Below are 24,165 nucleotides of genomic sequence, written 5' to 3' on the forward strand. Positions count from 1 at the left end.
ATATGCCCTCGCGTACAGCGGGGTGCCGCGTCGTCTCCGCGGTCGGCAGGGTCCTCGTACGTCATCGAATGTCATTCGACAATCACGCAGCTCAAGGAGAGTCATCGAGAGATGGCCGGTCCCGCCTTCCGTGCCGCCGCCGTCCGGGTGCGCGTCCCCGCCACCAGCGCCAACCTCGGCCCGGGCTTCGACGCCCTGGGTCTTTCGCTGGGGCTGTACGACGACGTCGTCGTCCGGGTGGCCGACTCCGGGCTGCACATCGACATCGCGGGAGAGGGGAGCGAGACGCTCCCGCGTGACGAAAACCACCTTCTCGTACGTTCCCTGCGCACCGCCTTCGATCTGCTGGGCGGCCAGCCGCGCGGCCTGGAGATCGTCTGCGCCAACCGCATCCCGCACGGCCGGGGCCTCGGCTCCTCCTCGGCCGCCATCTGCGCCGGAATCGTCGCCGCGCGTGCCGTGACCATAGGCGGCGAGGCCCGGCTCGACGACACCGCGCTGCTGGAGCTCGCCACCGAGATCGAGGGCCACCCCGACAACGTGGCCCCGTGTCTGCTCGGCGGCTTCACGATCGCCTGGATGGAGGCCGGTGCCGCCCGGGCGATCAGGCTGGAACCCCACGATTCCATCGTTCCGGTGGTTTTCGTGCCCGGAAAGCCCGTCCTGACCGAGACCGCGCGCGGACTGCTCCCGCGCACCGTGCCGCACGTCGACGCCGCCGCCAACGCGGGTCGTGCCGCGCTGCTCGTCGAGGCCCTCACCAGGCGCCCCGAGCTGCTGCTGCCGGCCACCGAGGACCGTCTCCACCAGGAGTACCGCGCTCCCGCCATGCCGGAGAGCGCCGCACTGGTGGAGCGGCTGCGGGCCGACGGAGTCCCGGCAGTCATCTCGGGGGCCGGGCCCACCGTGCTCGCGCTGGTCGACGCGGACAGCGCCGACAAGGTGGCGCATCTGGCGGGCGAGGGCTGGGCCGCCAACCGGCTGGAACTCGACGCCCAGGGGGCCTGTGTGCTCCCGCTCGCGGCCGCCAGTGACATCTGAGATCCGGCGTGTGCCGGATTTCGAGAGGGGGAATGTTTGTTGGATCCGGTAGTGTTAATCTCAAGTCTGCACCCGACCCCACCATGGCGAGGTGCTTCACGTCCCCGTCCGGGACAGACATTCTTCCGGGAGCCTCCCAAGCCGCACTGCGTTCCGTACGACGTACATGGGCAGTACATCGTACGCGAGCACTGAGCGACTTGCCGGGCACGCTCCGGAACCGGTGCGACCAAGCCAACGTGACACGGACACTCAGTGCCACGGCTCTCGGGAGCGCCGTCACCACATTCCTCCGCCGTTCAGGCGGACCACCGCCCCGGCACGGTCCACAAGGATGGGACCGCCGTCGGACAGCACAAACGGTCGCCGAGCCAGACAGGCCGACGTCCGCTCCAGGGAAGGACCCTTCGTGAGCGACACCACCGATCTGATGGGCGCACGTGTCGAGGAGACCGCTGCCGCGCCCTCCACGGACGCCTCCGCGCCTGCCACCGGTGCCGGCTCCCGGCGGCGCCGCGGTACCGGCCTCGACGGCATGGTGCTGGCCGAGCTGCAGCAGGTCGCATCCGGCCTCGGTATCAAGGGCACCGCGCGCATGCGCAAGAGCCAGCTGATCGAGGTCATCAAGGAGGCGCAGGCCGGGGGAGGCGCCGCGGCTCCCAAGGCTGCCGCCGCCGCGGGTGACACCGAGGCCAAGCCGAAGCGCCGCGCCACCTCCAAGGCCCGTACGGGCGACGCCGCCGAGAAGAAGGCGGAGGCGAAGGCCGAGGCCCCCGCCGAGAAGGCCGTGGCCCAGCAGCAGATCGAGATCCCCGGCCAGCCGGCCGCCGAGCGCGGGGGCGACGACGCTCCCGCCGAGCGCCGTCGTCGCCGTGCGACCGCCGAGGCCGGCGCCCCCGCGGGCGGCACCGAGACGATCGTGGCCGAGGCGAAGAGCGAGCCCAAGGCCGAGACGCCCGTGCAGCAGCAGCCGCAGGGCGACGCCGGTGACGGCGAGGGCCGTGGCCGTCGCGACCGCCGTGACCGCGGCCGTGACCGCGGAGAGCGTGGCGACCGCGCGGAGCGCGGGGAGCGCGGCGACCGCCGCAAGAGCGACGACCAGCAGGGCCAGGGCGGTCAGCGCCAGCAGGGCCAGCAGCAGGGCGGCGGCCGCCAGGACCGTCAGCAGCGCGACAACGGCCCGCAGGACGACGACGACTTCGAGGGCGGCCGCCGCGGCCGTCGGGGCCGTTACCGGGACCGTCGTGGCCGTCGCGGCCGTGACGAGATCGGTGGCGCGGGCGAGCCGCAGATCAACGAGGACGACGTCCTGATCCCGGTCGCGGGCATCCTGGACATCCTCGACAACTACGCGTTCATCCGGACCTCGGGCTACCTGCCCGGGCCGAACGACGTGTACGTCTCCCTCGCCCAGGTCCGCAAGAACGGCCTGCGCAAGGGCGACCACATCACCGGCGCGGTTCGTCAGCCCAAGGAAGGCGAGCGCCGCGAGAAGTTCAACGCGCTGGTCCGCCTGGACTCCGTCAACGGCATGGCGCCCGAACACGGCCGCGGCCGCCCGGAGTTCAACAAGCTGACGCCGCTGTACCCGCAGGACCGCCTCCGCCTGGAGACGGACCCCGGTGTCCTCACCACCCGCATCATCGACCTCGTCGCGCCGATCGGTAAGGGCCAGCGCGGTCTGATCGTGGCCCCGCCGAAGACCGGCAAGACCATGATCATGCAGGCGATCGCCAACGCGATCACGCACAACAACCCCGAGTGCCACCTGATGGTCGTCCTGGTCGACGAGCGTCCGGAAGAGGTCACCGACATGCAGCGGTCGGTCAAGGGCGAGGTCATCTCCTCGACCTTCGACCGCCCCGCCGAGGACCACACCACGGTCGCCGAGCTCGCCATCGAGCGCGCCAAGCGTCTGGTGGAGCTGGGCCACGACGTCGTCGTGCTGCTCGACTCGATCACGCGACTGGGCCGTGCCTACAACCTCGCCGCGCCCGCCTCCGGCCGCATCCTGTCCGGTGGTGTCGACTCGACCGCCCTGTACCCCCCGAAGCGCTTCTTCGGTGCGGCCCGCAACATCGAGGACGGCGGCTCGCTGACCATCCTCGCCACCGCGCTGGTGGACACCGGGTCCCGCATGGACGAGGTGATCTTCGAGGAGTTCAAGGGCACCGGCAACGCCGAGCTCAAGCTCGACCGCAAGCTCGCCGACAAGAGGATCTTCCCGGCGGTGGACGTGGACGCGTCCGGTACCCGTAAGGAAGAGATCCTGCTCGCCCCCGACGAGCTCGGCATCGTCTGGAAGCTGCGCCGGGTGCTGCACGCCCTCGACCAGCAGCAGGCGGTGGAGCTGCTTCTCGACAAGATGAAGCAGACGAAGTCGAACGCCGAGTTCCTGATGCAGATCCAGAAGACGACGCCCACGCCGGGCAACGGCGACTGAGGCCGAGCCTTCGAGAAAGGGCCGCTCCCTGTTCCAGGGGGCGGCCCTTTTTGGTGTGTCCTGGCGGGTTACGATCACGCTCTTCGGTCGAGTTTTCGATCTCTGAGCTTCTGATCCCTAGGGGGGACTCGCATGGGCATACCCATGTCCGGAGGCGCCGGGCGTCACAGACGCCGCGTCCGGATCGCTCTGCCCGTCGCCGTGGCCGCCGCGCTGCTGGCCACGTCGGCGAACGCAGCCACCGCCGGACCCCGGCCGCACGCGCCGGTCGAGGCCGCCGCCGCGTCCGCGCCGTCGCAGGCCGAGCTGGAGCAGCGGATCGCCGGTGCGATCGCGGCGGAGGACACCTCCGGCACGGTGACCCGGTCGCCGATGAGCGGTGGCAAGGTCGACTCCACCGTGTCCCCGATGGTCATCGGCGGGACGACCACCACCATCAGCTCCGCCCCGTGGATGGCCCAGCTCTGGTACACCGACGACCACGGCACCTCGGACACCGGCGACGACACCGGCTTCTTCTGCGGCGGGGCGGTCGTCGCGCCGACGAAGATCCTCACCGCCGCGCACTGCGTCAAGGACGCCAACTGGGCCAAGGGCGGCGCGGTGGTCACCGGGGCCACCCAGCTGCCCTCCGAGGACGGCGACCTGCACGGCGGCACCGCCACGGCCGTACTGCGGCAGTGGTACCACCCGTTGTACAACCCGGACACCATCGACAACGACATCGCGGTGCTCACCCTGGCGACGCCCGTCAAGGCCACCCCGATCCGGATGACGACGTCCACGGACACCGCCTCCTACGACCCCGCCACCACCGGCGCCAAGACCGCCAAGGTGTACGGCTGGGGCCGCACCAGCTCCACCAGCGACGACATCTCCGAGACGCTGAAGACGGCCACGCTGCCCATCAAGTCGGACACGACCTGCGCCGGGGCCTACGGCTCCTGGTTCATCAAGGGGCACATGGTCTGCGCAGGGCCGCCCGCCAGCGGCCGTGACTCCGGTACGACGGCCATCTGCAGCGGTGACTCCGGCGGCCCCCTCGTCGTGAACGGGCGGATCGTCGGCGTCGTCTCCTGGAACGTCACGGACTGCGTCGCCAAGGGCGCCTACAGCGTCTTCACCAAGGTCAGCAAGTACGTCGGCGCCGCCTACCCGCGCGTCGACGACACCAACCTGAGCCTGGACCACAAGGCCGACCTGTGGGTGCGCAAGTCGTCCACCAAGGTCGGCTACGAGCTGGACTCCAAGGGCACCACCCTCGGCACCCCGCAGTCCTGGGGCGACTGGAACGGCGTGAACCTGGTCCGGCAGACCGACCTGAACCGGGACGGCTACCAGGACCTCATGTACCGCGTCTCCGCCACCGGTGACGTCTACTGGCTGCGGTTCGTCCCGTCGTCGACCGGCGGTGCCTGGGCCGCCCCCAAGAAGGTCTTCACCGACTGGCGCACCCGCGCCCGGATCGTCACCCCCGGCGACGTCACCGGCGACTACAAGCCCGACCTGCTCTCCGTGGACTCCGCGGGCGTCCTGTGGATCTACCCGGGCAAGGGCGACGGCAGCTTCGCGGCCCGCGTCCGGGTCGGCGGCGGCTGGAGCCAGTACAACCAGCTCCTCGGTCACGGCGACTTCACCGGCGACGGCAGGGCGGACGTGCTCGCCCGCAACAAGAGCACCGGAGACCTCTACCTGTACAAGGGCACCGGCAAGTCCGGCACGGGCGTCTTCGCGGCCCGGGTCAAGGTGCGCACGAACTGGAGCGGCTACAACGCCTTCGACGCCGTCGGCGACATCACCGGCGACGGCAGGGCCGACCTCGTGGCCCGCACCGCCGGCGGCACGCTCTACCTGTACAAGGGCACCGGCAAGGCGACCAGCGAGATCTTTGCCACAAGGGTCACTGTTGGTACCGGTTTCCAGCAGTACGACATCTTTGGCTGAAACCGCTGGTGAGCAGGGCTTGTCCTGCTTCTCCCGTGACGTGCTGTGACCACTGCTTCACGTGGTGGTCACAGCACGTTGTGCAACCCTTTCTCGAGTTTCGCCGTCTGACCAGGCGGAGCGACGATGGTGCGGTACGGGTCTTCCACGACCACGTCTGACCCTGACAGCAGGGGGTAACCGACCGGACGAGATTCGAGGAGCACATGTCAGCCGAGAGCACGCCGAATCCCCGAATACCGGGGGGCAAGGGACGCCGCCGCAAACCCCGCGGCAAGGGCCGCAAGGGCCTGCTGATCACGGCCTGGGTCGCAGCGGGGATCGTCGTGCTGGGCGGCACCGGGGCCGGCTACGTGTACTTCAAGCTCAACGGCAACATCAAGAGCGTCGACATCGACCAGGCCCTCGGCAGCGAGCGGCCCACCAAGGTCGACAACGGCTCCGAGAACATCCTCGTCCTGGGCTCGGACACCCGCTCCGGCTCCAACAAGAAGCTCGGCGGCGGCACCGACGACGGCAGCGCCCGCTCCGACACCGCGATGGTCATCCACGTGTACGAGGGCCACAAGAAGGCCACCGTGGTCTCCATCCCGCGCGACACCCTGATCGACCGCCCGGAGTGCACCGACACCGACGGCAAGGAGCACGACGCCGCGTCCGACGTCATGTTCAACTCCGCCTACACCACAGGCGGCGCGGCCTGTGCCGTCAAGACCGTCGAGTCCATGAGCGGCATCCGCATGGACCACTATCTGGAGGTCGACTTCAGCGGCTTCGAGAAGCTGGTCGACGAGCTCGGCGGGGTCACGGTGACCACGACCAGGGCCATCAAGGACGACGACAGCCACCTGGACCTCAAGGCCGGCACGCACGAGCTCACCGGCGCCCAGGCCCTCGGTCTCGTCCGCACCCGGCACGGCGTCGGCGACGGCTCCGACCTCGGCCGGATCCAGCTCCAGCAGGCCTTCATCAAGGCGCTGGTCAAGCAGGTCAAGAGCGTCGGCGTGCTGACCAGCCCCAAGAAGCTGTACGACCTCGCCGACACCGCCACCAAGGCCGTCACCACCGACTCCGACCTCGGCTCGGTCAACTCCCTGGTCTCCTTCGCCGGCGGCCTCAAGGGCATCAGCCCGGCGGACATGACCATGGTCACCCTGCCCGTGCAGTACGACCCGGCCAACCCCAACCGCGTCATCGTCCAAAAGACCAAGGCCCAGCAGATCTGGACGGCCCTGGAGAACGACCGGGCGATCCCGAGGTCGGCCACCGAGGGCAACGCGACGGGCCAGGCCAAGGGCGTCGTCACGTCGTAGGGGACCGCTCGCCGGGGGCTGGGAATAGATCGCTGCGACCCCTCGTTTTGGGGGATGCGGCCAGTCCTGGCAGACTGGTACGTCGGCCCCGGTTCACGCTCCCGCAGCCCGCGGCGGCGACCCGGCGCCCTCCCGAAACTAGGAGACACCTTGAAGCGCGACATCCACCCCGAGTACGTCGAGACGCAGGTCAGCTGCACCTGCGGCGCGTCGTTCACCACCCGCAGCACGATCTCCAGCGGCACCATCCGCGCCGAGGTCTGCTCCGAGTGCCACCCGTTCTACACGGGCAAGCAGAAGATCCTCGACACCGGTGGCCGCGTGGCCCGCTTCGAGGCCCGCTTCGGCAAGGCTGCTGCCAAGAAGTAGCGAGCCACCAGCGCCGGTCCACGCCGCACTCCTCGGAGTGCGCCGGGACCGGCGTTTTTGGTCGCCCGCCTTCCCCCTTCATCCGCAGTACAGGAGCCCTGAGATGTTCGAGGCCGTCGAGGAACTCGTCGGTGAGCACGCCGACCTGGAGACGAAGCTCGCCGACCCGTCGGTCCACTCCGACCAGGCCAACGCGCGCAAGCTGAACAAGCGCTACGCCGAGCTCACCCCGATCGTCGCCACGTACCGCTCCTGGAAGCAGACCGGCGACGACATCGAGACGGCGAAGGAACTCGCCGCCGACGACCCCGACTTCGCGGCCGAGGTCAAGGAGCTCTCCGAGCAGCGCGAGACGCTGACGGAGAAGCTGCGGCTGCTGCTGGTCCCGCGCGACCCCAGCGACGACAAGGACGTCATCCTCGAGATCAAGGCGGGCGCGGGCGGCGACGAGTCCGCCCTGTTCGCCGGCGACCTGCTGCGCATGTACCTCCGGTACGCCGAGCGGGTCGGCTGGAAGACCGAGATCATCGACGCCACCGAGTCGGAGCTGGGCGGCTACAAGGACGTCCAGGTGGCCGTGAAGACCAAGGGCGGCCAGGGCGCGACCGAGCCCGGCCAGGGCGTGTGGGCCCGGCTCAAGTACGAGGGCGGAGTGCACCGCGTGCAGCGCGTCCCGGCGACGGAGTCCCAGGGCCGTATCCACACCTCCGCGGCCGGCGTGCTGGTCACCCCCGAGGCGGAGGAGGTCGACGTCGAGATCAACCCGAACGACCTCCGCATCGACGTCTACCGCTCCTCCGGACCCGGCGGGCAGTCCGTCAACACCACCGACTCCGCGGTGCGCATCACGCACATTCCCACCGGAGTCGTCGCTTCCTGCCAGAACGAGAAGAGCCAGCTGCAGAACAAGGAGCAGGCCTTGCGTATCCTGCGCTCCAGGCTGCTCGCGGCGGCGCAGGAGGAGGCGGAGCGCAATGCCGCCGACGCCCGGCGCAGCCAGGTCCGCACCGTCGACCGCTCCGAGAAGATCCGCACCTACAACTTCCCGGAGAACCGCATCTCGGACCACCGGGTCGGCTTCAAGTCGTACAACCTGGACCAGGTCCTGGACGGCGACCTCGACGCGGTGATCCAGGCCTGCGTCGACGCGGACTCGGCAGCGAAGCTGGCGGCCGCGTAAAGGCCGCGAAAGAGGTACCTACGCACGACCGAGTACGACACGGAGGACTTGCGTGCAGCCATCATTTGGGGGACGACCCCCAAACCCCCGCGGCCTGCTGCTCGCAGAGGTGGCCCAGGCCACCCAGCGGCTGGCCGACGCCGGCGTGCCCTCGCCGCGCAACGACGCGGAGGAGCTCGCCGCGTTCGTGCACGGCGTGAAGCGGGGCGAGCTGCACTCCGTGAAGGACGCGGACTTCGACGCCCGCTACTGGGAGACCATCGCGCGCCGTGAGCAGCGCGAGCCGCTCCAGCACATCACCGGCCTCGCCTACTTCCGCTACCTCGAACTCCAGGTGGGCCCCGGGGTGTTCGTGCCCCGGCCCGAGACCGAGTCCGTGGTCGGCTGGGCCATAGACGCCGTGCGCGCGATGGACGTCGTCGAGCCCCGCATCGTCGACCTGTGCACCGGCTCCGGCGCCATCGCGCTCGCCCTCGCCCAGGAGGTCCCGCGCTCCCGCGTGCACGCCGTGGAGCTGTCCGAGGAAGCCCTCCGGTGGACCCGCAAGAACGTCGAGGGCTCCCGGGTCGACCTGCGCCAGGGCAACGCCCTGGACGCCTTCCCCGAGCTCGACGGCCATGTCGACCTGGTCATCTCCAACCCGCCCTACATCCCGCTCACCGAGTGGGAGTACGTCGCTCCCGAAGCGCGGGACTACGATCCCGAACTCGCCCTGTTCTCCGGCGAGGACGGCCTCGACCTCATCCGCGGTCTGGAACGCACCGCACACCGGCTCCTGCGCCCCGGCGGCGTCGTCGTGATCGAGCACGCCGACACCCAGGGCGGCCAGGTGCCGTGGATCTTCACCGAGGAGCGGGGCTGGGCCGACGCGGCCGACCACCCCGACCTCAACAACCGCCCCAGGTTCGCGACGGCCCGCAGGGCGATGCCGTGAGCCGCACCCTCAAGACTTCAGAGCAGTACGTGTACGAGGAGGCCCGCTAGATATGGCACGGCGATACGACACCAACGACGCGACCGACCGCACGACCGGTCTGCGCGAAGCCGCGTCCGCCGTCCGCCGTGGCGAGCTCGTGGTCCTCCCGACCGACACGGTGTACGGCATCGGCGCCGACGCGTTCTCCTCCGAGGCCGTCTCCGACCTCCTGGAGGCCAAGGGCCGCGGCCGCAACATGCCGACCCCCGTGCTGATCGGCTCCCCGAACACCCTCCACGGTCTCGTCACCGACTTCTCCGAGCTGGCCTGGGAGCTCGTCGACGCCTTCTGGCCGGGAGCGCTCACGCTCGTCGCCAAGCACCAGCCGTCCCTGCAGTGGGACCTGGGGGACACGAGGGGCACGGTGGCCGTCCGGATGCCGCTGCACCCCGTCGCCATCGAGCTGCTGACCGAGGTCGGTCCCATGGCGGTGTCCTCCGCCAACCTGACCGGTCACCCGTCGCCGGAGGACTGCGACGCCGCGCAGGAGATGCTCGGCGACTCGGTCTCCGTCTACCTCGACGGCGGGCCCACCCCGGGCAACGTCCCCTCCTCGATCGTCGACGTCACCCGCGAGGTGCCCCTGCTGCTGCGCGCGGGCGCGATCTCCGCGGAAGAGCTCAGGAAGGTCGTACCCGACCTCGAGGTGGCGAATTGACGGCCCCTGACGCGGGGCGTGGCATATGGGACGGGGAAGAGACGCGGACCTTCACAGGGCTCCCGCGCGACAGCTTCCGCATCCTCCACGTCAGCACCGGCAACGTGTGCCGCTCGCCGATCACCGAGCGGCTGACCCGGCATGCCCTGGCGGACCGGCTCGGCGACCCGCTGTGGGGCGGGCTCGTCGTGGAGAGCGCGGGGACCTGGGGCCATGAGGGCGCGCCCATGGAGGCCAACGCGGAGACCGTCCTTGCCGAGTTCGGCGCGGACCCCACCGGCTTCATGGGACGGGAGCTGCTGGACGAACACGTGATCATGGCGGACCTGGTCCTGACCGCCACCCGCGACCACCGCCAGCAGGTGATCTCCATGGGCCACTCGGCGGGCCTGCGCACCTTCACCCTGAAGGAGTTCACCCGCCTGGTGAAGGCGATAGACCCGGCGACCCTGCCGCCCCTGGAGGAGGGCCTGGTCATCCGCGCCAGGGCCCTGGTCCGCGCGGCAGCGGCTCTACGCGGGTGGCTCCTGGCCCCCACCGCCGAGGCCGACGAGGTCTTCGACCCCTACGGCGCCCCCCTGACCTTCTTCCGCTCGATCGGGGACGAGATAAACGAGGCGCTGGATCCGGTGGTCACCGCTCTCACGGGTGTACCTGCAAGGGCGTAACGACCGAGCACCCCACCGGCCCCGGGCCTACATTGGGGGTACGTCATCGTCGACGCCCCGGAGCCCACCATGTCGGTCATCCATGCGCCCCAGACCGCCGATGTCCTCGCGCGGCAGGACCCCGAGCTGGCCGAGATCCTGCTCGCGGAGCTCGACCGCCAGTCGACCTCGCTCCAGTTGGTCGCCGCCGAGAACTTCACCTCGCCCGCCGTACTGGCCGCGCTCGGCTCGCCGCTGGCCAACAAGTACGCCGAGGGCTATCCCGGCGCCCGGCACCACGGCGGCTGCGAGATCGTCGACGTCGCCGAGCGGCTCGCGGTGGACCGGGCGAAGTCCCTGTTCGGCGCCGAACACGCCAACGTGCAGTCCCACTCCGGCTCCTCGGCGGTCCTCGCCGCCTACGCCGCCCTGCTGCGCCCCGGCGACACCGTCCTCGCCCTCGGCCTGCCCTACGGCGGCCACCTCACCCACGGCTCGCCCGCCAACTTCTCCGGCCGCTGGTTCGACTTCGTCGGCTACGGCGTCGACGCCGAGACCGGGCTCATCGACCACGACCAGGTGCGCACACTGGCCCTGAACCACCGGCCGAAGGCCATCGTGTGCGGTTCCATCGCCTATCCCCGGCACATCGACTACGCCTTCTTCCGCGAGGTCGCCGACGAGGTGGGCGCGTACTTGATCGCCGACGCCGCCCACCCGATCGGGCTCGTCGCCGGGGGAGCGGCGCCCAGTCCGGTGCCGTACGCCGATGTCGTCTGCGCCACCACGCACAAGGTGCTGCGCGGTCCCCGCGGCGGAATGCTCCTCTGCGGGAGCGAACTGGCCGAGCGGGTCGACCGGGCCGTCTTCCCGTTCACCCAGGGCGGCGCCCAGATGCACACCATCGCCGCGAAGGCGGTCGCGTTCGGCGAGGCGGCAACACCGGCCTTCGCCGTGTACGCCCATCAGGTGGTCGCCAACGCGCGGGTTCTCGCGGCCGGGCTGGCCGGCCAGGGGCTCGTCGTCACCACAGGCGGGACCGACACCCACCTCGTGACGGCCGATCCGGCGCCGCTCGGCGTCGACGGACGGACGGCCCGGGGACGGCTCGCGGCCGCCGGGATCGTGCTCGACTGCTGTGCGCTGCCTCACGCCGACAGCCGCGGACTGCGCCTCGGGACGGCCGCCGTCACCACCCAGGGCATGGGCGAGCCGGAGATGGTGAGGATCGCCGCCCTGCTCGCGGGGGTCGTGCGCGGCGAGGTCGAGAGCGCCCGGGCACGTGAAGAAGTGCGGGATCTGCTCGGCGGATTTCCGCCGTATCCGGCCTGAGCGGGGGTATCCGCACCTGCGTGCACAGCCGCACGTGCAACCATCGGCTCTACCCGGAAGTCCCCAACCATATGCGTCCGTCGCTAGGGTGTGGGGCTGAGATGGCCAGCGAGACCTGTGGGGAAGCCTGTGCGTGAATACCTGCTGACGCTCTGCATCACGGCCGCGGTGACGTATCTGCTGACAGGGCCGGTACGGAAGTTCGCGATCGTGGCCGGAGCGATGCCGGAGATCAGGGCCCGTGACGTGCACCGGGAACCGACTCCGCGGCTCGGCGGTATCGCCATGTTCTTCGGACTGTGCGCGGGCCTGCTGGTCGCCGACCACCTGACCAACCTCAGCGAGGTCTTCGAGAAGTCGAACGAACCGCGCGCCCTGCTCTCCGGAGCGGCGCTGATCTGGCTGATCGGCGTCCTGGACGACAAGTTCGAGATCGACGCCCTGATCAAGCTGGGCGGCCAGATGATCGCCGCGGGCGTGATGGTCATGCAGGGTCTGACGATCCTGTGGCTGCCCATCCCCAGCGTCGGCTCGGTCGCGCTGACCCAGTGGCAGGGCACCCTGCTGACGGTCGCGCTCGTCGTCATCACCATCAACGCGGTGAACTTCGTCGACGGCCTCGACGGCCTCGCGGCCGGCATGGTCTGCATCGCGGCGGCGGCGTTCTTCCTGTACGCCTACCGGATCTGGTACTCGTACGGCATCGAGGCGGCCGCCCCGGCCACGCTGTTCTCGGCGATCCTGATGGGCATGTGCCTGGGCTTCCTGCCGCACAACATGCACCCCGCGCGGATCTTCATGGGCGACTCGGGATCGATGCTCATCGGCCTGGTGCTGGCCGCGGGCGCGATCTCCATCACCGGGCAGATCGACCCGGACGCGCTGAAGCTGTTCGCCGGGTCGGAGAAGGCGGCCGTGCACCAGACGGTCCCCGTCTACATCCCGCTGCTGCTGCCGCTGACCATCATCGCGGTGCCGGCCGCCGACCTGATCTCGGCGATCGTGCGCCGCACCTGGCGCGGTCAGTCGCCGTTCGCCGCCGACCGCGGGCATCTGCACCACCGGCTCCTGGAGATCGGGCACTCGCACAGCCGGGCCGTGTGGATCATGTACTTCTGGTCGGCGCTGATCGCGTTCGGCTCGCTCGCCTACTCGGTGAACTCCGCGTCCATGTGGATCGTGCTCGGTGTGGTGTTCCTCAGCGCGATCGGGCTCGTCCTGCTGCTCCTGCCGCGCTTCACCCCGCGTGCCCCCATGTGGGCCCAGCACATCGTGCCGCCGCGCTACCGCCGTCGCCGTCCCGTGGCCGCGGAGCCCGTGGAGGTGGAACAGCGCACCCCGGTCGGCGTGGGGGTGGCGGGTGTCAACGGCGCGACCGCGCTGAGCGCCCGTTCGCACGTCCCGGAGAGGCGTAAGGCGGAGACCTCGCGCTGACGCCCAAGGTAAGAATCTGACTAAAGCATTGCCAACGCGTGGGAGTTCACCGGGGCGACAAACCGCCCTTATACCAGACAACTCGACCGTGTTTCCGCACAGACGCGCACCTTCACTCTCATGTGTGACAGCTGGCACACTATCTAGGTAAAGACCGCATCAAATAGTTTGTGATACGGTTCACGAGAACCCGGGACAGAGCCGAAGGACCGTAGTGCGACGGTCCCTTGGCGTGAGGGTCACTCTCAGCCCGGGACTACGCTCGTCCATGACGACACACCCCCCCTTTGAAAGCGGAGTTGCCGCCATGCCGTCCAACGACGTCCGGATCCTGGCTCAGGCCGCCGTGCCCACGGCCGCCGTCGGCGCTGTCGCAGCCGTCGTCAGTGGTGTGGTCGCCGGTGGCAAGGGTGCGGTCGGCGCGGGGGTGGCGACGCTGGTCGTGATCCTGTTCATGGGAATCGGCCTCTACGTCCTGCAGCGCACTGCCAAATCGCTTCCGCACCTCTTCCAGGCGATGGGCCTGATGCTCTACACGGCTCAGATCCTGCTGCTGTTCGTCTTCGTCGCGGTGTTCAAGAACACCACGCTGTTCCACCCCAAGGCTTTCGCTCTCACGCTCGTCGTCGGCACCCTCACCTGGATCGCCGCACAGACACGCGCCCACATGAAGTCCAAGATCCTCTACGTCGAACCCGATTCGGGCACCAAGCCCGAAAAAACGGGGCACTCGTCGTGAGAGGTAGGGCCGGGATAAATGCGACTGAGAGACCCTGCTATCGTCCGGTGCCAACTGCGGCATCGCGGGCGCGGGCATCCGAGCTGACGCCTGCTCGAACGCGAGGCTCGATGCCCCCCGGCCGCCCCCACATCCGTTACACCAGTCCCGTGCCGAACTGCGGCCTACCGCCGCGCCGACACAACGAGGTTGCCGTACCTATGCGCCACGACGAAGGAGCCCGCGGTGAGTGCTGACCCGACGCAGACGCTCGCTTTCGACACGAGCTGTCACCTGTTCGACGGGTGTGGCTTCCCGGCTCCGGGCCTGCACTCGTTCATGTTCGAGCCCCTGTGGGGCGACGCGGACGGCAACGGCCTCTACTTCAACAAGCCGATGCTGCTCGCCCTGCTCGGCTCCGTCATCATCGTGGGCTTCTTCTGGGCCGCCTTCGCTCGCCCGAAGGTCGTCCCCGGCAAGCTCCAGATGATCGCCGAGGCCGGCTACGACTTCGTCCGCCGCGGCGTCGTCTACGAGACGATCGGCAAGAAGGAGGGCGAGAAGTACGTACCGCTCGCCGTCTCGCTGTTCTTCTTCATCTGGATGCTGAACCTGTGGTCGATCGTCCCGGTCGCCTCCTTCCCGGTGACGTCGATCATCGCCTACCCGGCGATCCTGGCCGCGATCGTGTACGTCACCTGGGTCTCGCTGACCTTCAAGCGGCACGGTTTCGTCGGCGCCTTCAAGAACTTCACCGGCTACGACAAGTCGCTGGGCGCGGTGCTCCCGCTGTCGATGACGATCGAGCTCGCCTCGAACCTGCTGGTGCGTCCGTTCACGCACGCGGTGCGACTGTTCGCGAACATGTTCGCCGGTCACACCCTGCTGCTGCTCTTCACGATCGCCAGCTGGTACATGCTGAACGGCATCGGCATCGCCTACTCCGCCGTCTCGTTCGTGATGGTCATCGTGATGACGGCCTTCGAGCTCTTCATCCAGGCGGTTCAGGCGTATGTGTTCGTCCTCCTGACCTGCACCTTCATCCAGGGCGCGCTCGCCGAGCACCACTGAGCACCGCCCCGCCACACCCCAAGAGACATCCGGTGGCCAACCCCCACCGGTCACTGAAAGAGAAGGAAGAACCGGCATGTCCGCTCTCCAGACCCTCGCTGCGGTCGAAGGCAACCTCGGCTCCATCGGTTACGGCCTCGCCGCGATCGGCCCGGGCGTCGGCGTCGGCATCATCTTCGGCAACGGCACCCAGGCCCTCGCCCGCCAGCCCGAGGCGGCCGGCCTCATCCGCGGTAACCAGATCCTCGGCTTCGCGTTCTGTGAGGCGCTGGCCCTCATCGGCCTCGTCATGCCGTTCGTCTACTAAGACGAACCACGACGACAGCCCCATTCGACGAAAGGCACTGATGTGAACCACGCACTGGTTCAGCTGGCGGCCGAGGCGGAGAAGGAGAATCCCCTCATTCCGCCGTGGCCGGAGCTCGTCATCGGCCTGATCGCCTTCGTCATCGTCTTCGGCTTCCTCGCCAAGAAGCTCCTCCCGACCATCAACAAGGTTCTGGAAGAGCGTCGCGAGGCCATCGAGGGCGGTATCGAGAAGGCCGAGGCCGCGCAGACCGAGGCCCAGAGCGTCCTTGAGCAGTACAAGGCACAGCTCGCCGAGGCCCGCCACGAGGCCGCGCGTCTGCGCCAGGAGGCGCAGGAGCAGGGCGCCACGCTCATCGCCGAGATGCGCGCGGAAGGCCAGCGGCAGCGCGAGGAGATCGTCGCCGCCGGTCACGCGCAGATCGAGGCCGACCGCAAGGCCGCCGCGTCCGCGCTGCGCCAGGACGTCGGCAAGCTCGCCACCGACCTGGCAGGCAAGCTCGTCGGCGAGTCCCTCGAGGACCACGCCCGGCAGAGCCGCGTGATCGACCGCTTCCTCGAGGACCTCGAGGAGAAGGCCGAGGCGGCTCGATGAACGGAGCGAGCCGCGAGGCCCTGGCAGCCGCACGTGAGCGTCTCGACGCGCTGACGGACAACACGTCCGTGGACGCCGGCTCGCTCGCCGACGAGCTGGCCGCCGTCACCGCGCTGCTCGACCGCGAGGTGTCGCTGCGTCGGGTCCTCACCGACCCGGCGCAGCCCGGCGAGGCAAAGGCCGAACTGGCCCAGCGCCTGATCGGCACGCAGGTCGGCGGCGCCGCCGCGGACCTGGTGTCCGGCATGGTGCGCTCCCGCTGGTCGCAGTCGCGCGACCTGGTGGACGCCCTGGAGCAGCTGGCCGACCTCGCCGACCTCACCGCCGCGCAGCGGCGGGGCAAGCTCGACAACGTCGAGGACGAGCTGTTCCGGTTCGGCCGGATCGTCGCCTCGAGCACCGAGCTGCGCGCCGCGCTGACCAACCGGGCCGCGTCGGCCTCGGCCAAGGGCGAGCTGCTTCGCAGCCTGCTCGGCGGCCGCGCCGACGCCGTGACCGAGCGTCTGGTGACGCGCCTTGTGGCCGCGCCCCGGGGACGTAGCCTGGAGTCGGGACTGGAGTCCCTGTCCAAGCTCGCCGCCGAGCGCCGTGACCGCATGGTGGCCGTCGTCACCTCGGCGGTTCCGCTGAGCGACCGGCAGAAGCAGCGTCTGGGCGATGCCCTGGCGAAGCTCTACGGCCGTCAGATGCACCTCAACCTCGACGTGGACCCCGAGGTCCTCGGCGGGATCCGGGTGCAGGTCGGCGACGAGGTCATCAACGGCTCGATCGCGGACCGCATCGAGGACGCCGGCCGCCGCGTGGCGGGCTAGCAGCAACTTCATAGCAGTACGTACTTACGACGGCCCTGGTTGGGCCGTACATGAAGAATCCTGGGGGTCGCCCCCAGACCCCCAAAGTGAAACTTCGGGCCCAACAAGGAGAGCAGGGAACCCAGATGGCGGAGCTCACGATCCGGCCGGAGGAGATCCGGGACGCGCTGGAGAACTTCGTCCAGTCGTACAAGCCGGACGCGGCCTCGCGCGAGGAGGTCGGTACGGTCACCCTTGCCGGCGACGGCATCGCGAAGGTCGAGGGTCTGCCCTCGGCCATGGCCAACGAACTGCTGAAGTTCGAGGACGGCACCCTCGGCCTCGCGCTCAACCTGGAAGAGCGCGAGATCGGCGCCATCGTCCTCGGTGAGTTCAGCGGCATCGAGGAGGGTCAGCCGGTCTCCCGTACCGGTGAGGTCCTCTCCGTGGCCGTCGGCGAGGGCTACCTCGGCCGCGTCGTCGACCCGCTCGGCAACCCGATCGACGGCCTCGGCGAGATCGAGACCAGCGGCCGTCGTGCCCTCGAGCTGCAGGCTCCGGGCGTCATGGCCCGTAAGTCGGTGCACGAGCCGATGGAGACCGGCTACAAGGCCGTCGACGCGATGACCCCGATCGGCCGTGGCCAGCGTCAGCTGATCATCGGTGACCGTCAGACCGGCAAGACCGCCCTGGCCGTCGACACGATCATCAACCAGCGTGACAACTGGCGTTCCGGCGACCCGAAGAAGCAGGTCCGCTGCGTCTACGTCGCCATCGGCCAGAAGGGCTCGACCATCGCCTCCGTGCGTGGCGCCCTCGAAGAGGCCGGCGCGCTGGAGTACACGACCATCGTCGCCGCCCCGGCGTCCGACCCGGCCGGCTTCAAGTACCTGGCGCCGTACACCGGTTCGGCCATCGGCCAGCAGTGGATGTACGAGGGCAAGCACGTCCTCATCATCTTCGACGACCTCTCGAAGCAGGCCGACGCCTACCGCGCCGTGTCCCTGCTGCTGCGCCGCCCGCCGGGGCGCGAGGCCTACCCGGGTGACGTCTTCTACCTGCACTCCCGTCTGCTGGAGCGCTGCGCCAAGCTCTCCGACGACATGGGCGCCGGCTCGATGACCGGTCTGCCGATCGTCGAGACCAAGGCCAACGACGTCTCGGCGTTCATCCCGACCAACGTCATCTCCATCACCGACGGCCAGTGCTTCCTGGAGTCGGACCTGTTCAACGCCGGTCAGCGCCCCGCGCTGAACGTCGGTATCTCCGTCTCCCGAGTCGGTGGTTCCGCGCAGCACAAGGCGATGAAGCAGGTCTCGGGTCGTCTGCGCGTGGACCTCGCCCAGTTCCGTGAGCTGGAGGCGTTCGCCGCCTTCGGTTCCGACCTGGACGCCGCGTCGAAGGCGCAGCTGGAGCGCGGCCAGCGCATGGTCGAGCTGCTGAAGCAGGCCCAGTACCAGCCGATGGCGACCGAGGACCAGGTCGTCTCCGTCTGGGCCGGCACCACCGGCAAGATGGACGACGTCCCGGTCAACGACATCCGCCGCTTCGAGAAGGAGCTGCTCGAGTACCTGCACCGCAAGGAGCAGGGCCTCATGACCTCCATCAAGGAGGGCGGCAAGATGTCGGACGACACCCTCACCGCTGTTGCCGACGCGATCGCCGACTTCAAGAAGCAGTTCGAGACCTCGGACGGCAAGCTTCTCGGCGAGGACGCCCCGGCCGCGGCCAAGTGACGTAAGGAAGGGACCTGACTCATGGGAGCCCAGCTCCGGGTCTACAAGCGTCGCATCCGATCCGTCACCGCGACCAAGAAGATCACCAAGGCGATGGAGATGATCGCCGCCTCGCGCGTCATCAAGGCGCAGCGCAAGGTGGCGGCCTCCACGCCGTACGCGACCGAGCTCACCCGCGCGGTCACGGCGGTCGGCACCGGCTCGAACACCAAGCACCCGCTGACCACGCAGGCCGAGACGGTCACGCGGTCCGCGGTGCTGCTCCTGACGAGCGACCGCGGTCTCGCGGGCGCCTTCAACTCCAACGCCATCAAGCAGGCGGAGCGGCTCACCGAGCGGCTGGAGCGGGAGGGCCAGGAGGTCGAGATCTACATCGTTGGCCGCCGTGGTGTCGCCCACTACAACTTCCGTGAGCGCAAGATCGCGGAGTCGTGGAGCGGCTTCACCGACGAGCCGACGTACGCGGACGCCAAGAAGGTCGCGGGCCCGCTGATCGAGGCCATCGAGAAGGACACGGCCGAGGGCGGCGTGGACGAGCTCCACATCGTCTTCACCGAGTTCGTCTCGATGATGACGCAGACGGCGCTCGACGACCGTCTGCTGCCGCTCAGCCTCGAAGAGGTGGCCAAGGAGGCGAAGCCGCAGGGCGAGATCCTTCCGCTCTACGACTTCGAGCCCTCGGCGGAGGACGTCCTCGACGCCCTGCTGCCGCGCTACGTGGAGAGCCGTATCTACAACGCGCTGCTCCAGTCGGCCGCCTCCAAGCACGCCGCCACGCGGCGCGCGATGAAGTCGGCCACCGACAACGCGGGAGAGCTCATCACCACGCTCTCCCGACTTGCCAACGCGGCCCGCCAGGCCGAAATCACCCAGGAAATCAGCGAGATCGTCGGTGGCTCCGCAGCCCTGGCCGACGCGACCGCGGGGAGTGACAGGTAATGACGACGACAGTTGAGACGGCCGTTGCCACGGGCCGCGTCGCCCGGGTCATCGGCCCGGTCGTCGACGTGGAGTTCCCCGTCGACGCGATGCCGGAGATCTACAACGCTCTGCACGTAGAGGTGGCCGACCCGGCCCAGGACGGCGCCAAGAAGACGCTGACCCTGGAGGTCGCCCAGCACCTGGGTGACGGTCTGGTCCGCACCATCTCGATGCAGCCCACCGACGGTCTGGTCCGCCAGGCCCCGGTCACCGACACCGGCACGGGCATCACCGTCCCGGTCGGCGACTTCACCAAGGGCAAGGTGTTCAACACCCTCGGTGAGGTGCTGAACGTCGACGAGCAGTACGAGGGCGAGCGCTGGTCCATCCACCGCAAGGCCCCGAACTTCGACGAGCTCGAGTCGAAGACCGAGATGTTCGAGACCGGCGTCAAGGTCATCGACCTTCTCACCCCGTACGTCAAGGGTGGAAAGATCGGTCTGTTCGGTGGTGCCGGCGTCGGCAAGACGGTGCTCATCCAGGAGATGATCTACCGCGTCGCCAACAACCACGACGGTGTCTCCGTGTTCGCCGGTGTCGGCGAGCGCACCCGTGAGGGCAACGACCTCATCGAGGAGATGTCGGACTCCGGCGTCATCGACAAGACCGCGCTGGTCTTCGGCCAGATGGACGAGCCCCCGGGCACCCGTCTGCGCGTGGCCCTCGCCGGTCTGACCATGGCGGAGTACTTCCGCGATGTGCAGAAGCAGGACGTGCTGTTCTTCATCGACAACATCTTCCGCTTCACGCAGGCCGGTTCCGAGGTCTCGACCCTGCTCGGCCGTATGCCCTCCGCGGTGGGCTACCAGCCGAACCTGGCCGACGAGATGGGTCTCCTCCAGGAGCGCATCACCTCGACCCGTGGTCACTCGATCACCTCGATGCAGGCGATCTACGTCCCCGCGGACGACCTGACCGACCCGGCCCCGGCCACCACCTTCGCCCACCTCGACGCGACGACGGTTCTGTCCCGTCCGATCTCCGAGAAGGGCATCTACCCGGCCGTGGACCCGCTGGACTCCACGTCCCGCATCCTGGACCCGCGCTACATCGCGCAGGACCACTACGAGACCGCCATGCGCGTCAAGGGGATCCTCCAGAAGTACAAGGACCTCCAGGACATCATCGCGATCCTCGGCATCGACGAGCTCAGCGAGGAGGACAAGCTGGTCGTCCAGCGTGCCCGCCGCGTCGAGCGCTTCCTGTCGCAGAACACCCACGTCGCCAAGCAGTTCACCGGCGTCGACGGTTCGGACGTGCCGCTGGACGAGTCGATCACCGCGTTCAACGCGATCTGTGACGGCGAGTTCGACCACTTCCCGGAGCAGGCGTTCTTCATGTGCGGTGGCCTGGAGGACCTCAAGGCCAACGCCAAGGAGCTGGGCGTCTCCTGAGCATCGTGCTCGTCTGAGGGGGCGGGGCACGTCCCGCCCCCTCTTTTGTGCCTACTAGACTTGTAACCAACACCCGGCAGAACCGCCGGGTGGTGACCCGAGGAGCCACCTTGGCTGCTGAGCTGCACGTCGCGCTGGTCGCGGCCGACCGAGAGGTCTGGTCCGGCGAGGCCACCCTGGTCGTCGCGCGCACCACGTCCGGCGACATCGGCGTCATGCCCGGTCACCAGCCGCTGCTCGGTGTGCTGGAGTCGGGCCCGGTGACCATCCGTACGAGTGACGGTGGAACGGTCGTCGCCGCGGTGCACGGCGGTTTCATCTCGTTCGCGGACAACAAGCTGTCCCTGCTGGCCGAGATCGCCGAGCTGTCGGACGAGATCGACGTCCAGCGCGCGGAGCGGGAGCTGGAGCGCGCGAAGGCGGAGGGCGATGCCGCCGCCGAGCGTCGCGCGGACGTACGACTGCGCGCGGCGACGTCGCGCTGAACCAGCGCGGAGCCGTATGACGTCACTCAGCCGCGGCCGGCACCGGAGCGATCCGGAGCCGGTCGCGGCTGAGGCAGATCTGGATGTTTTTTCCGTTCCGTTACCTATTGACGGTACCTAGGAGACGAGGAGGTCGGTGTCGATGGTCCTCGCTCTGACTGTGTGCGGAATCGTCGTGGCCCTGGTGGTACTGGGGCTTTTCGTCTTCGGTCTGCGCCGCAGACTCATCCAGCGCTCCGGCGGCACCTTCGACTGTTCGCTGCGCTGGGACGTCCCGGAGAAGACGGACACCAGCGGCAAGGGCTGGAGCTACGGCGTCGCCCGCTACAACGGCGACCGCGTCGAGTGGTACCGCGTCTTCTCCTACGCCTACCGCCCGCGCCGGGTGCTGGAGCGGGCCGCGATCGAGGTGGCCGGCCGCCGTCACCCCGAGGGGGAGGAGGAGCTGGCGCTTCTCTCCGACGCCGTGATCCTGACCTGCCTGCACCGCGGTACGCGTCTCGAACTAGCCATGAGCGAGGACGCCCTGACCGGTTTCCTGGCGTGGCTGGAGGCAGCTCCCCCCGGTCAGCGTGTCAACGTGGCCTGAGTCGAGGGTCACGGTGACGGTGACGGGGAGGACGGCCAGGAGAGCCGCCATCGTCGTCCCCGTGAACATCCCCCACAGTCCCCTCCCGAGCCGGGCCGACGGGGTGCCGGTGTTTCGCCTGTTGCTGGGCCTGCGCTTCATTCTTCCCCCCGAATGAACCATTCCGCTTGTGGTCGAGATATCGATTGTTCCCGCTCGGCGGCAGGCTGTCGGCCGCTGATGGTCCTTCGGTGGGGGCCGAACGGCCCTGGGGGGAGCACGCCGAGGGCGCGCGGCACAGGCCACGCGCCCTCAGTCCGGATCAGATGTCAGCTCAGCCCGCTGTTGATGGCGCTGACCAGTTCGCCGTTGCTGGTGTCACCGCTGAACTCCCAGAAGAACGCGCCGCCCAGGCCCTGGTTCTTGGCCCAGGTCATCTTCCCGGCGATCGTCGCGGGGGTGTCGTAGGACCACCAGTTGTTGCCGCAGTAGGCGTACGCCGTGCCCGCGACGGTGCCGGTGGCGGGGCAGGAGTTCTTGAGGACCTTGTAGTCCTCGATGCCCGCCTCGTAGGTGCCGGGTGCCGCGCCGGTCGCCGAGCCGCCGGGGGCGGCCTGGGTGACGCCGGTCCAGCCGCGCCCGTAGAAGCCGATGCCGAGCAGCAGCTTGTTCGAGGCCACGCCCTTCGACTTCAGCTTGGCGATCGCGTCGGCGGAGTTGAAGCCCGCCTGCGGGATGCCGGCGTACGAGGTCAGCGGCGAGTGCGGGGCGGTCGGGCCCTGTGCGTTGAAGGCGCCGAAGTAGTCGTACGTCATCACGTTGTACCAGTTGATGTACTGGGAGGCGCCGCCGTAGTCCGCCGCGTCGATCTTGCCGCCGGAGGAGCCGTCGGCGGTGATGGCCGCGGTGACCAGGTAGTTCGAGCCGAACTCGGTGCGCAGCGCGGACATCAGGTTCTTGAAGGCGGCCGCGCCGGAGGTGTCACAGGTCAGACCGCAGGCGTTCGGGTACTCCCAGTCGATGTCGATGCCGTCGAAGACATCGGCCCAGCGGGGGTCCTCCACGACCGCCTTGCAGGACTTGGCGAAGGCGGCCGGGTTCTGCGCGGCCTGGCCGAAGCCGCCGGAGTAGGTCCAGCCGCCGAAGGAGTAGAGCACCTTGATGTTCGGGTACTTGGCCTTCAGCTGGCGCAGCTGGTTGAAGTTGCCGCGCAGCGGCTGGTCCCAGGTGTCGGCGGTGCCGCTGACGGACTGGTCGGCGGCGTAGGCCTTGTCGTAGGCGGCGTAGGTGTCGTCGACGGTGCACTGACCGTTCTTGACGTTGCCGAACGCGTAGTTGATGTGGGTGATCTTCGAGGCGGAGCCCGAGGTCACCAGGTTCTTGACGTGGTAGTTGCGGCCGTAGACGCCCCACTCGGTGAAGTAGCCGAGCTTGACCTTGGAGCCGGTGGGCGGCGGGTCGGTGGTGCCGCCGGTGGTGCGCACGGCGACCGCGCCGCTGGCCGGACCGGTCTGGTCGGCGGTGTCACGGGCCTGCACGGTGTACGAGTAGTCGGTGCCGGCGGTCAGACCGGTGTCCGTGTACGACGTCGTCGTCACGGTCGCCACCTTGGCACCGTCGCGCAGCACGTCGTAGTTCTTGACGCCCTTGTCGTCGGTGGCGGCGCTCCAGGCCAGCTTCACCGAGGTGTTGGTGACGTCGGAGGCGGTGGGGGTGCCGGGGGCGGACGGGGCCGCGTCACCCGGGGTGGAGCCGCCGTCGCAACTGCCGCCGTTGAGCTTGCAGTTGGCCGGAGCTCCGGCACCGGCGCCGTTGAAGCCGAAGGAGACGGAGGCGCCGGGGGCGAGGGTGCCGTTCCAGGACTTGTTCTTGGCGGTCCAGTGGGTGCCGGAGGAGGTGACGTCGGCGTCCCAGGCGGAGGTGACGGAGGTGCCGGAGGGGAAGTCCCACTCGACGGTCCAGGAGCTGAGGCTGGTGGTGCCGGTGTTCTTCACCGTCCACTTGCCTTCGAAGCCGGTGCCCCAGTCCTGGGTCTTGGCGTAGGTCGCCGTGGCGGAGGTCGCGGCCTGGGCGGGGCTCGCGAGGCCGACCAGGCCGGCGAAGGGGAGCAACAGCGTCGCGAACCCTGCCGCGGCTCTGTGTCTGAAGCGCATCGTGCGCCTCCTAGGGGAGGAGTTGGGGCG

Annotated in this window: 22 protein-coding genes; 21 read left to right on the forward strand and 1 reads right to left on the reverse strand. The window is 69.1% G+C overall.

Translation table 11 applies throughout. The features are described 5' to 3' along the window. The first annotated feature begins 111 nt into the window (after positions 1-111). The 21 genes from thrB to IOD14_RS07675 all read left to right on the forward strand — a co-directional run bounded on the left by thrB (position 112) and on the right by IOD14_RS07675 (position 22,003). The gene (thrB, locus tag IOD14_RS07575) at positions 112-1,041 is read left to right on the forward strand and encodes a homoserine kinase (RefSeq protein ID WP_123991654.1); all 930 of its coding nucleotides are present in this window, start codon (positions 112-114) and stop codon (positions 1,039-1,041) included. Positions 1,042-1,450: 409 nt separating this feature from the next. Beyond that, complete coding sequence (gene rho / locus IOD14_RS07580; RefSeq protein WP_123991655.1) at positions 1,451-3,484, forward strand: transcription termination factor Rho; 2,034 nt, start codon at positions 1,451-1,453, stop codon at positions 3,482-3,484. A gap of 144 nt (positions 3,485-3,628) precedes the next feature. Then, entirely contained in the window at positions 3,629-5,428 is a 1,800-nt protein-coding gene (locus tag IOD14_RS07585; RefSeq protein WP_212673224.1) for a trypsin-like serine protease, read from the forward strand. A 206-nt stretch (positions 5,429-5,634) separates the two neighbouring features. Further along, positions 5,635-6,741, forward strand: a complete 1,107-nt coding sequence (locus IOD14_RS07590; RefSeq protein WP_212669924.1) for an LCP family protein — start codon at positions 5,635-5,637, stop codon at positions 6,739-6,741. Between the two features lie 150 nt (positions 6,742-6,891). Beyond that, a complete protein-coding gene (gene rpmE / locus IOD14_RS07595; protein WP_007384712.1) occupies positions 6,892-7,110 on the forward strand; it encodes a 50S ribosomal protein L31 in 219 nt (72 codons plus the stop codon). A 103-nt stretch (positions 7,111-7,213) separates the two neighbouring features. Continuing rightward, positions 7,214-8,290 (forward strand): peptide chain release factor 1, encoded by a 1,077-nt coding sequence (gene prfA / locus IOD14_RS07600; protein WP_123991657.1) that lies wholly within the window; start codon positions 7,214-7,216, stop codon positions 8,288-8,290. 94 nt (positions 8,291-8,384) lie between these two features. Then, positions 8,385-9,224, forward strand: a complete 840-nt coding sequence (gene prmC, locus IOD14_RS07605; protein ID WP_123992879.1) for a peptide chain release factor N(5)-glutamine methyltransferase — start codon at positions 8,385-8,387, stop codon at positions 9,222-9,224. A gap of 52 nt (positions 9,225-9,276) precedes the next feature. Next, complete coding sequence (locus IOD14_RS07610; RefSeq protein WP_123991658.1) at positions 9,277-9,924, forward strand: L-threonylcarbamoyladenylate synthase; 648 nt, start codon at positions 9,277-9,279, stop codon at positions 9,922-9,924. Then, positions 9,921-10,592 carry a protein-tyrosine-phosphatase gene (locus IOD14_RS07615; protein WP_123991659.1) on the forward strand — a complete coding sequence of 224 codons (672 nt, stop codon included), beginning with the start codon at positions 9,921-9,923 and terminating at the stop codon, positions 10,590-10,592. The genes IOD14_RS07610 and IOD14_RS07615 overlap by 4 nt, the downstream gene beginning before the upstream one ends. 69 nt (positions 10,593-10,661) lie before the next feature. Further along, positions 10,662-11,903 (forward strand): serine hydroxymethyltransferase, encoded by a 1,242-nt coding sequence (gene glyA, locus IOD14_RS07620; protein WP_212669925.1) that lies wholly within the window; start codon positions 10,662-10,664, stop codon positions 11,901-11,903. A 129-nt stretch (positions 11,904-12,032) separates the two neighbouring features. Then, positions 12,033-13,337, forward strand: coding sequence for an MraY family glycosyltransferase (locus IOD14_RS07625; RefSeq protein ID WP_123991660.1), 1,305 nt, complete (start codon positions 12,033-12,035; stop codon positions 13,335-13,337). 307 nt (positions 13,338-13,644) lie between these two features. Beyond that, complete coding sequence (locus tag IOD14_RS07630; protein ID WP_212669926.1) at positions 13,645-14,076, forward strand: hypothetical protein; 432 nt, start codon at positions 13,645-13,647, stop codon at positions 14,074-14,076. A 225-nt stretch (positions 14,077-14,301) separates the two neighbouring features. Continuing rightward, positions 14,302-15,126 carry a F0F1 ATP synthase subunit A gene (gene atpB / locus IOD14_RS07635; protein ID WP_123991662.1) on the forward strand — a complete coding sequence of 275 codons (825 nt, stop codon included), beginning with the start codon at positions 14,302-14,304 and terminating at the stop codon, positions 15,124-15,126. A 76-nt stretch (positions 15,127-15,202) separates the two neighbouring features. Further along, positions 15,203-15,433 carry an ATP synthase subunit C gene (locus tag IOD14_RS07640; protein WP_031040683.1) on the forward strand — a complete coding sequence of 77 codons (231 nt, stop codon included), beginning with the start codon at positions 15,203-15,205 and terminating at the stop codon, positions 15,431-15,433. 42 nt (positions 15,434-15,475) lie between these two features. Then, the gene (locus IOD14_RS07645) at positions 15,476-16,027 is read left to right on the forward strand and encodes a F0F1 ATP synthase subunit B (RefSeq protein ID WP_174269236.1); all 552 of its coding nucleotides are present in this window, start codon (positions 15,476-15,478) and stop codon (positions 16,025-16,027) included. Beyond that, entirely contained in the window at positions 16,024-16,839 is an 816-nt protein-coding gene (locus tag IOD14_RS07650) for a F0F1 ATP synthase subunit delta (RefSeq protein WP_123991663.1), read from the forward strand. Before IOD14_RS07645 ends, IOD14_RS07650 begins: the two co-directional genes overlap by 4 nt. A gap of 125 nt (positions 16,840-16,964) precedes the next feature. Continuing rightward, positions 16,965-18,554, forward strand: a complete 1,590-nt coding sequence (gene atpA, locus IOD14_RS07655) for a F0F1 ATP synthase subunit alpha (RefSeq protein WP_123991664.1) — start codon at positions 16,965-16,967, stop codon at positions 18,552-18,554. Between the two features lie 21 nt (positions 18,555-18,575). Further along, positions 18,576-19,493 carry a F0F1 ATP synthase subunit gamma gene (locus IOD14_RS07660; RefSeq protein WP_123991665.1) on the forward strand — a complete coding sequence of 306 codons (918 nt, stop codon included), beginning with the start codon at positions 18,576-18,578 and terminating at the stop codon, positions 19,491-19,493. Beyond that, a complete protein-coding gene (gene atpD, locus IOD14_RS07665) occupies positions 19,493-20,929 on the forward strand; it encodes a F0F1 ATP synthase subunit beta (protein WP_053850768.1) in 1,437 nt (478 codons plus the stop codon). The genes IOD14_RS07660 and atpD overlap by 1 nt, the downstream gene beginning before the upstream one ends. 110 nt (positions 20,930-21,039) lie before the next feature. Continuing rightward, entirely contained in the window at positions 21,040-21,414 is a 375-nt protein-coding gene (locus tag IOD14_RS07670; RefSeq protein WP_037721615.1) for a F0F1 ATP synthase subunit epsilon, read from the forward strand. 142 nt (positions 21,415-21,556) lie between these two features. Continuing rightward, on the forward strand, positions 21,557-22,003 hold the full coding sequence (locus IOD14_RS07675) for a DUF2550 domain-containing protein (protein WP_123991666.1): 447 nt from the start codon (positions 21,557-21,559) through the stop codon (positions 22,001-22,003). Positions 22,004-22,311: 308 nt separating this feature from the next. Here IOD14_RS07675 and IOD14_RS07680 read toward each other — a convergent pair whose 3' ends face one another. Further along, positions 22,312-24,135: a glycoside hydrolase family 18 chitinase gene (locus IOD14_RS07680; protein ID WP_212669927.1), complete on the reverse strand. Its 1,824-nt coding sequence runs from the start codon at positions 24,133-24,135 to the stop codon at positions 22,312-22,314. Positions 24,136-24,165: the final 30 nt, after the last annotated feature.

The sequence above is a fragment of the Streptomyces sp. A2-16 genome (genome assembly GCF_018128905.1).
In the GTDB taxonomy this organism is placed as follows: domain Bacteria; phylum Actinomycetota; class Actinomycetes; order Streptomycetales; family Streptomycetaceae; genus Streptomyces.

What these genes read in the sequence shown, in the direction of transcription:
- IOD14_RS07630 (WP_212669926.1), top strand. Translation starts at nt 13,645, where the DNA reads ATGCCGTCCAACGACGTCCGGATCCTGGCTCAGGCCGCCGTGCCCACG.
- IOD14_RS07590 (WP_212669924.1), top strand. Translation starts at nt 5,635, where the DNA reads ATGTCAGCCGAGAGCACGCCGAATCCCCGAATACCGGGGGGCAAGGGA.
- IOD14_RS07640 (WP_031040683.1), top strand. Translation starts at nt 15,203, where the DNA reads ATGTCCGCTCTCCAGACCCTCGCTGCGGTCGAAGGCAACCTCGGCTCC.
- IOD14_RS07680 (WP_212669927.1), bottom strand. Translation starts at nt 24,135, where the DNA reads ATGCGCTTCAGACACAGAGCCGCGGCAGGGTTCGCGACGCTGTTGCTC.
- prfA (WP_123991657.1), top strand. Translation starts at nt 7,214, where the DNA reads ATGTTCGAGGCCGTCGAGGAACTCGTCGGTGAGCACGCCGACCTGGAG.
- IOD14_RS07610 (WP_123991658.1), top strand. Translation starts at nt 9,277, where the DNA reads ATGGCACGGCGATACGACACCAACGACGCGACCGACCGCACGACCGGT.
- IOD14_RS07585 (WP_212673224.1), top strand. Translation starts at nt 3,629, where the DNA reads ATGTCCGGAGGCGCCGGGCGTCACAGACGCCGCGTCCGGATCGCTCTG.
- IOD14_RS07675 (WP_123991666.1), top strand. Translation starts at nt 21,557, where the DNA reads ATGGTCCTCGCTCTGACTGTGTGCGGAATCGTCGTGGCCCTGGTGGTA.
- atpA (WP_123991664.1), top strand. Translation starts at nt 16,965, where the DNA reads ATGGCGGAGCTCACGATCCGGCCGGAGGAGATCCGGGACGCGCTGGAG.
- atpD (WP_053850768.1), top strand. Translation starts at nt 19,493, where the DNA reads ATGACGACGACAGTTGAGACGGCCGTTGCCACGGGCCGCGTCGCCCGG.
- thrB (WP_123991654.1), top strand. Translation starts at nt 112, where the DNA reads ATGGCCGGTCCCGCCTTCCGTGCCGCCGCCGTCCGGGTGCGCGTCCCC.
- glyA (WP_212669925.1), top strand. Translation starts at nt 10,662, where the DNA reads ATGTCGGTCATCCATGCGCCCCAGACCGCCGATGTCCTCGCGCGGCAG.
- IOD14_RS07660 (WP_123991665.1), top strand. Translation starts at nt 18,576, where the DNA reads ATGGGAGCCCAGCTCCGGGTCTACAAGCGTCGCATCCGATCCGTCACC.
- IOD14_RS07650 (WP_123991663.1), top strand. Translation starts at nt 16,024, where the DNA reads ATGAACGGAGCGAGCCGCGAGGCCCTGGCAGCCGCACGTGAGCGTCTC.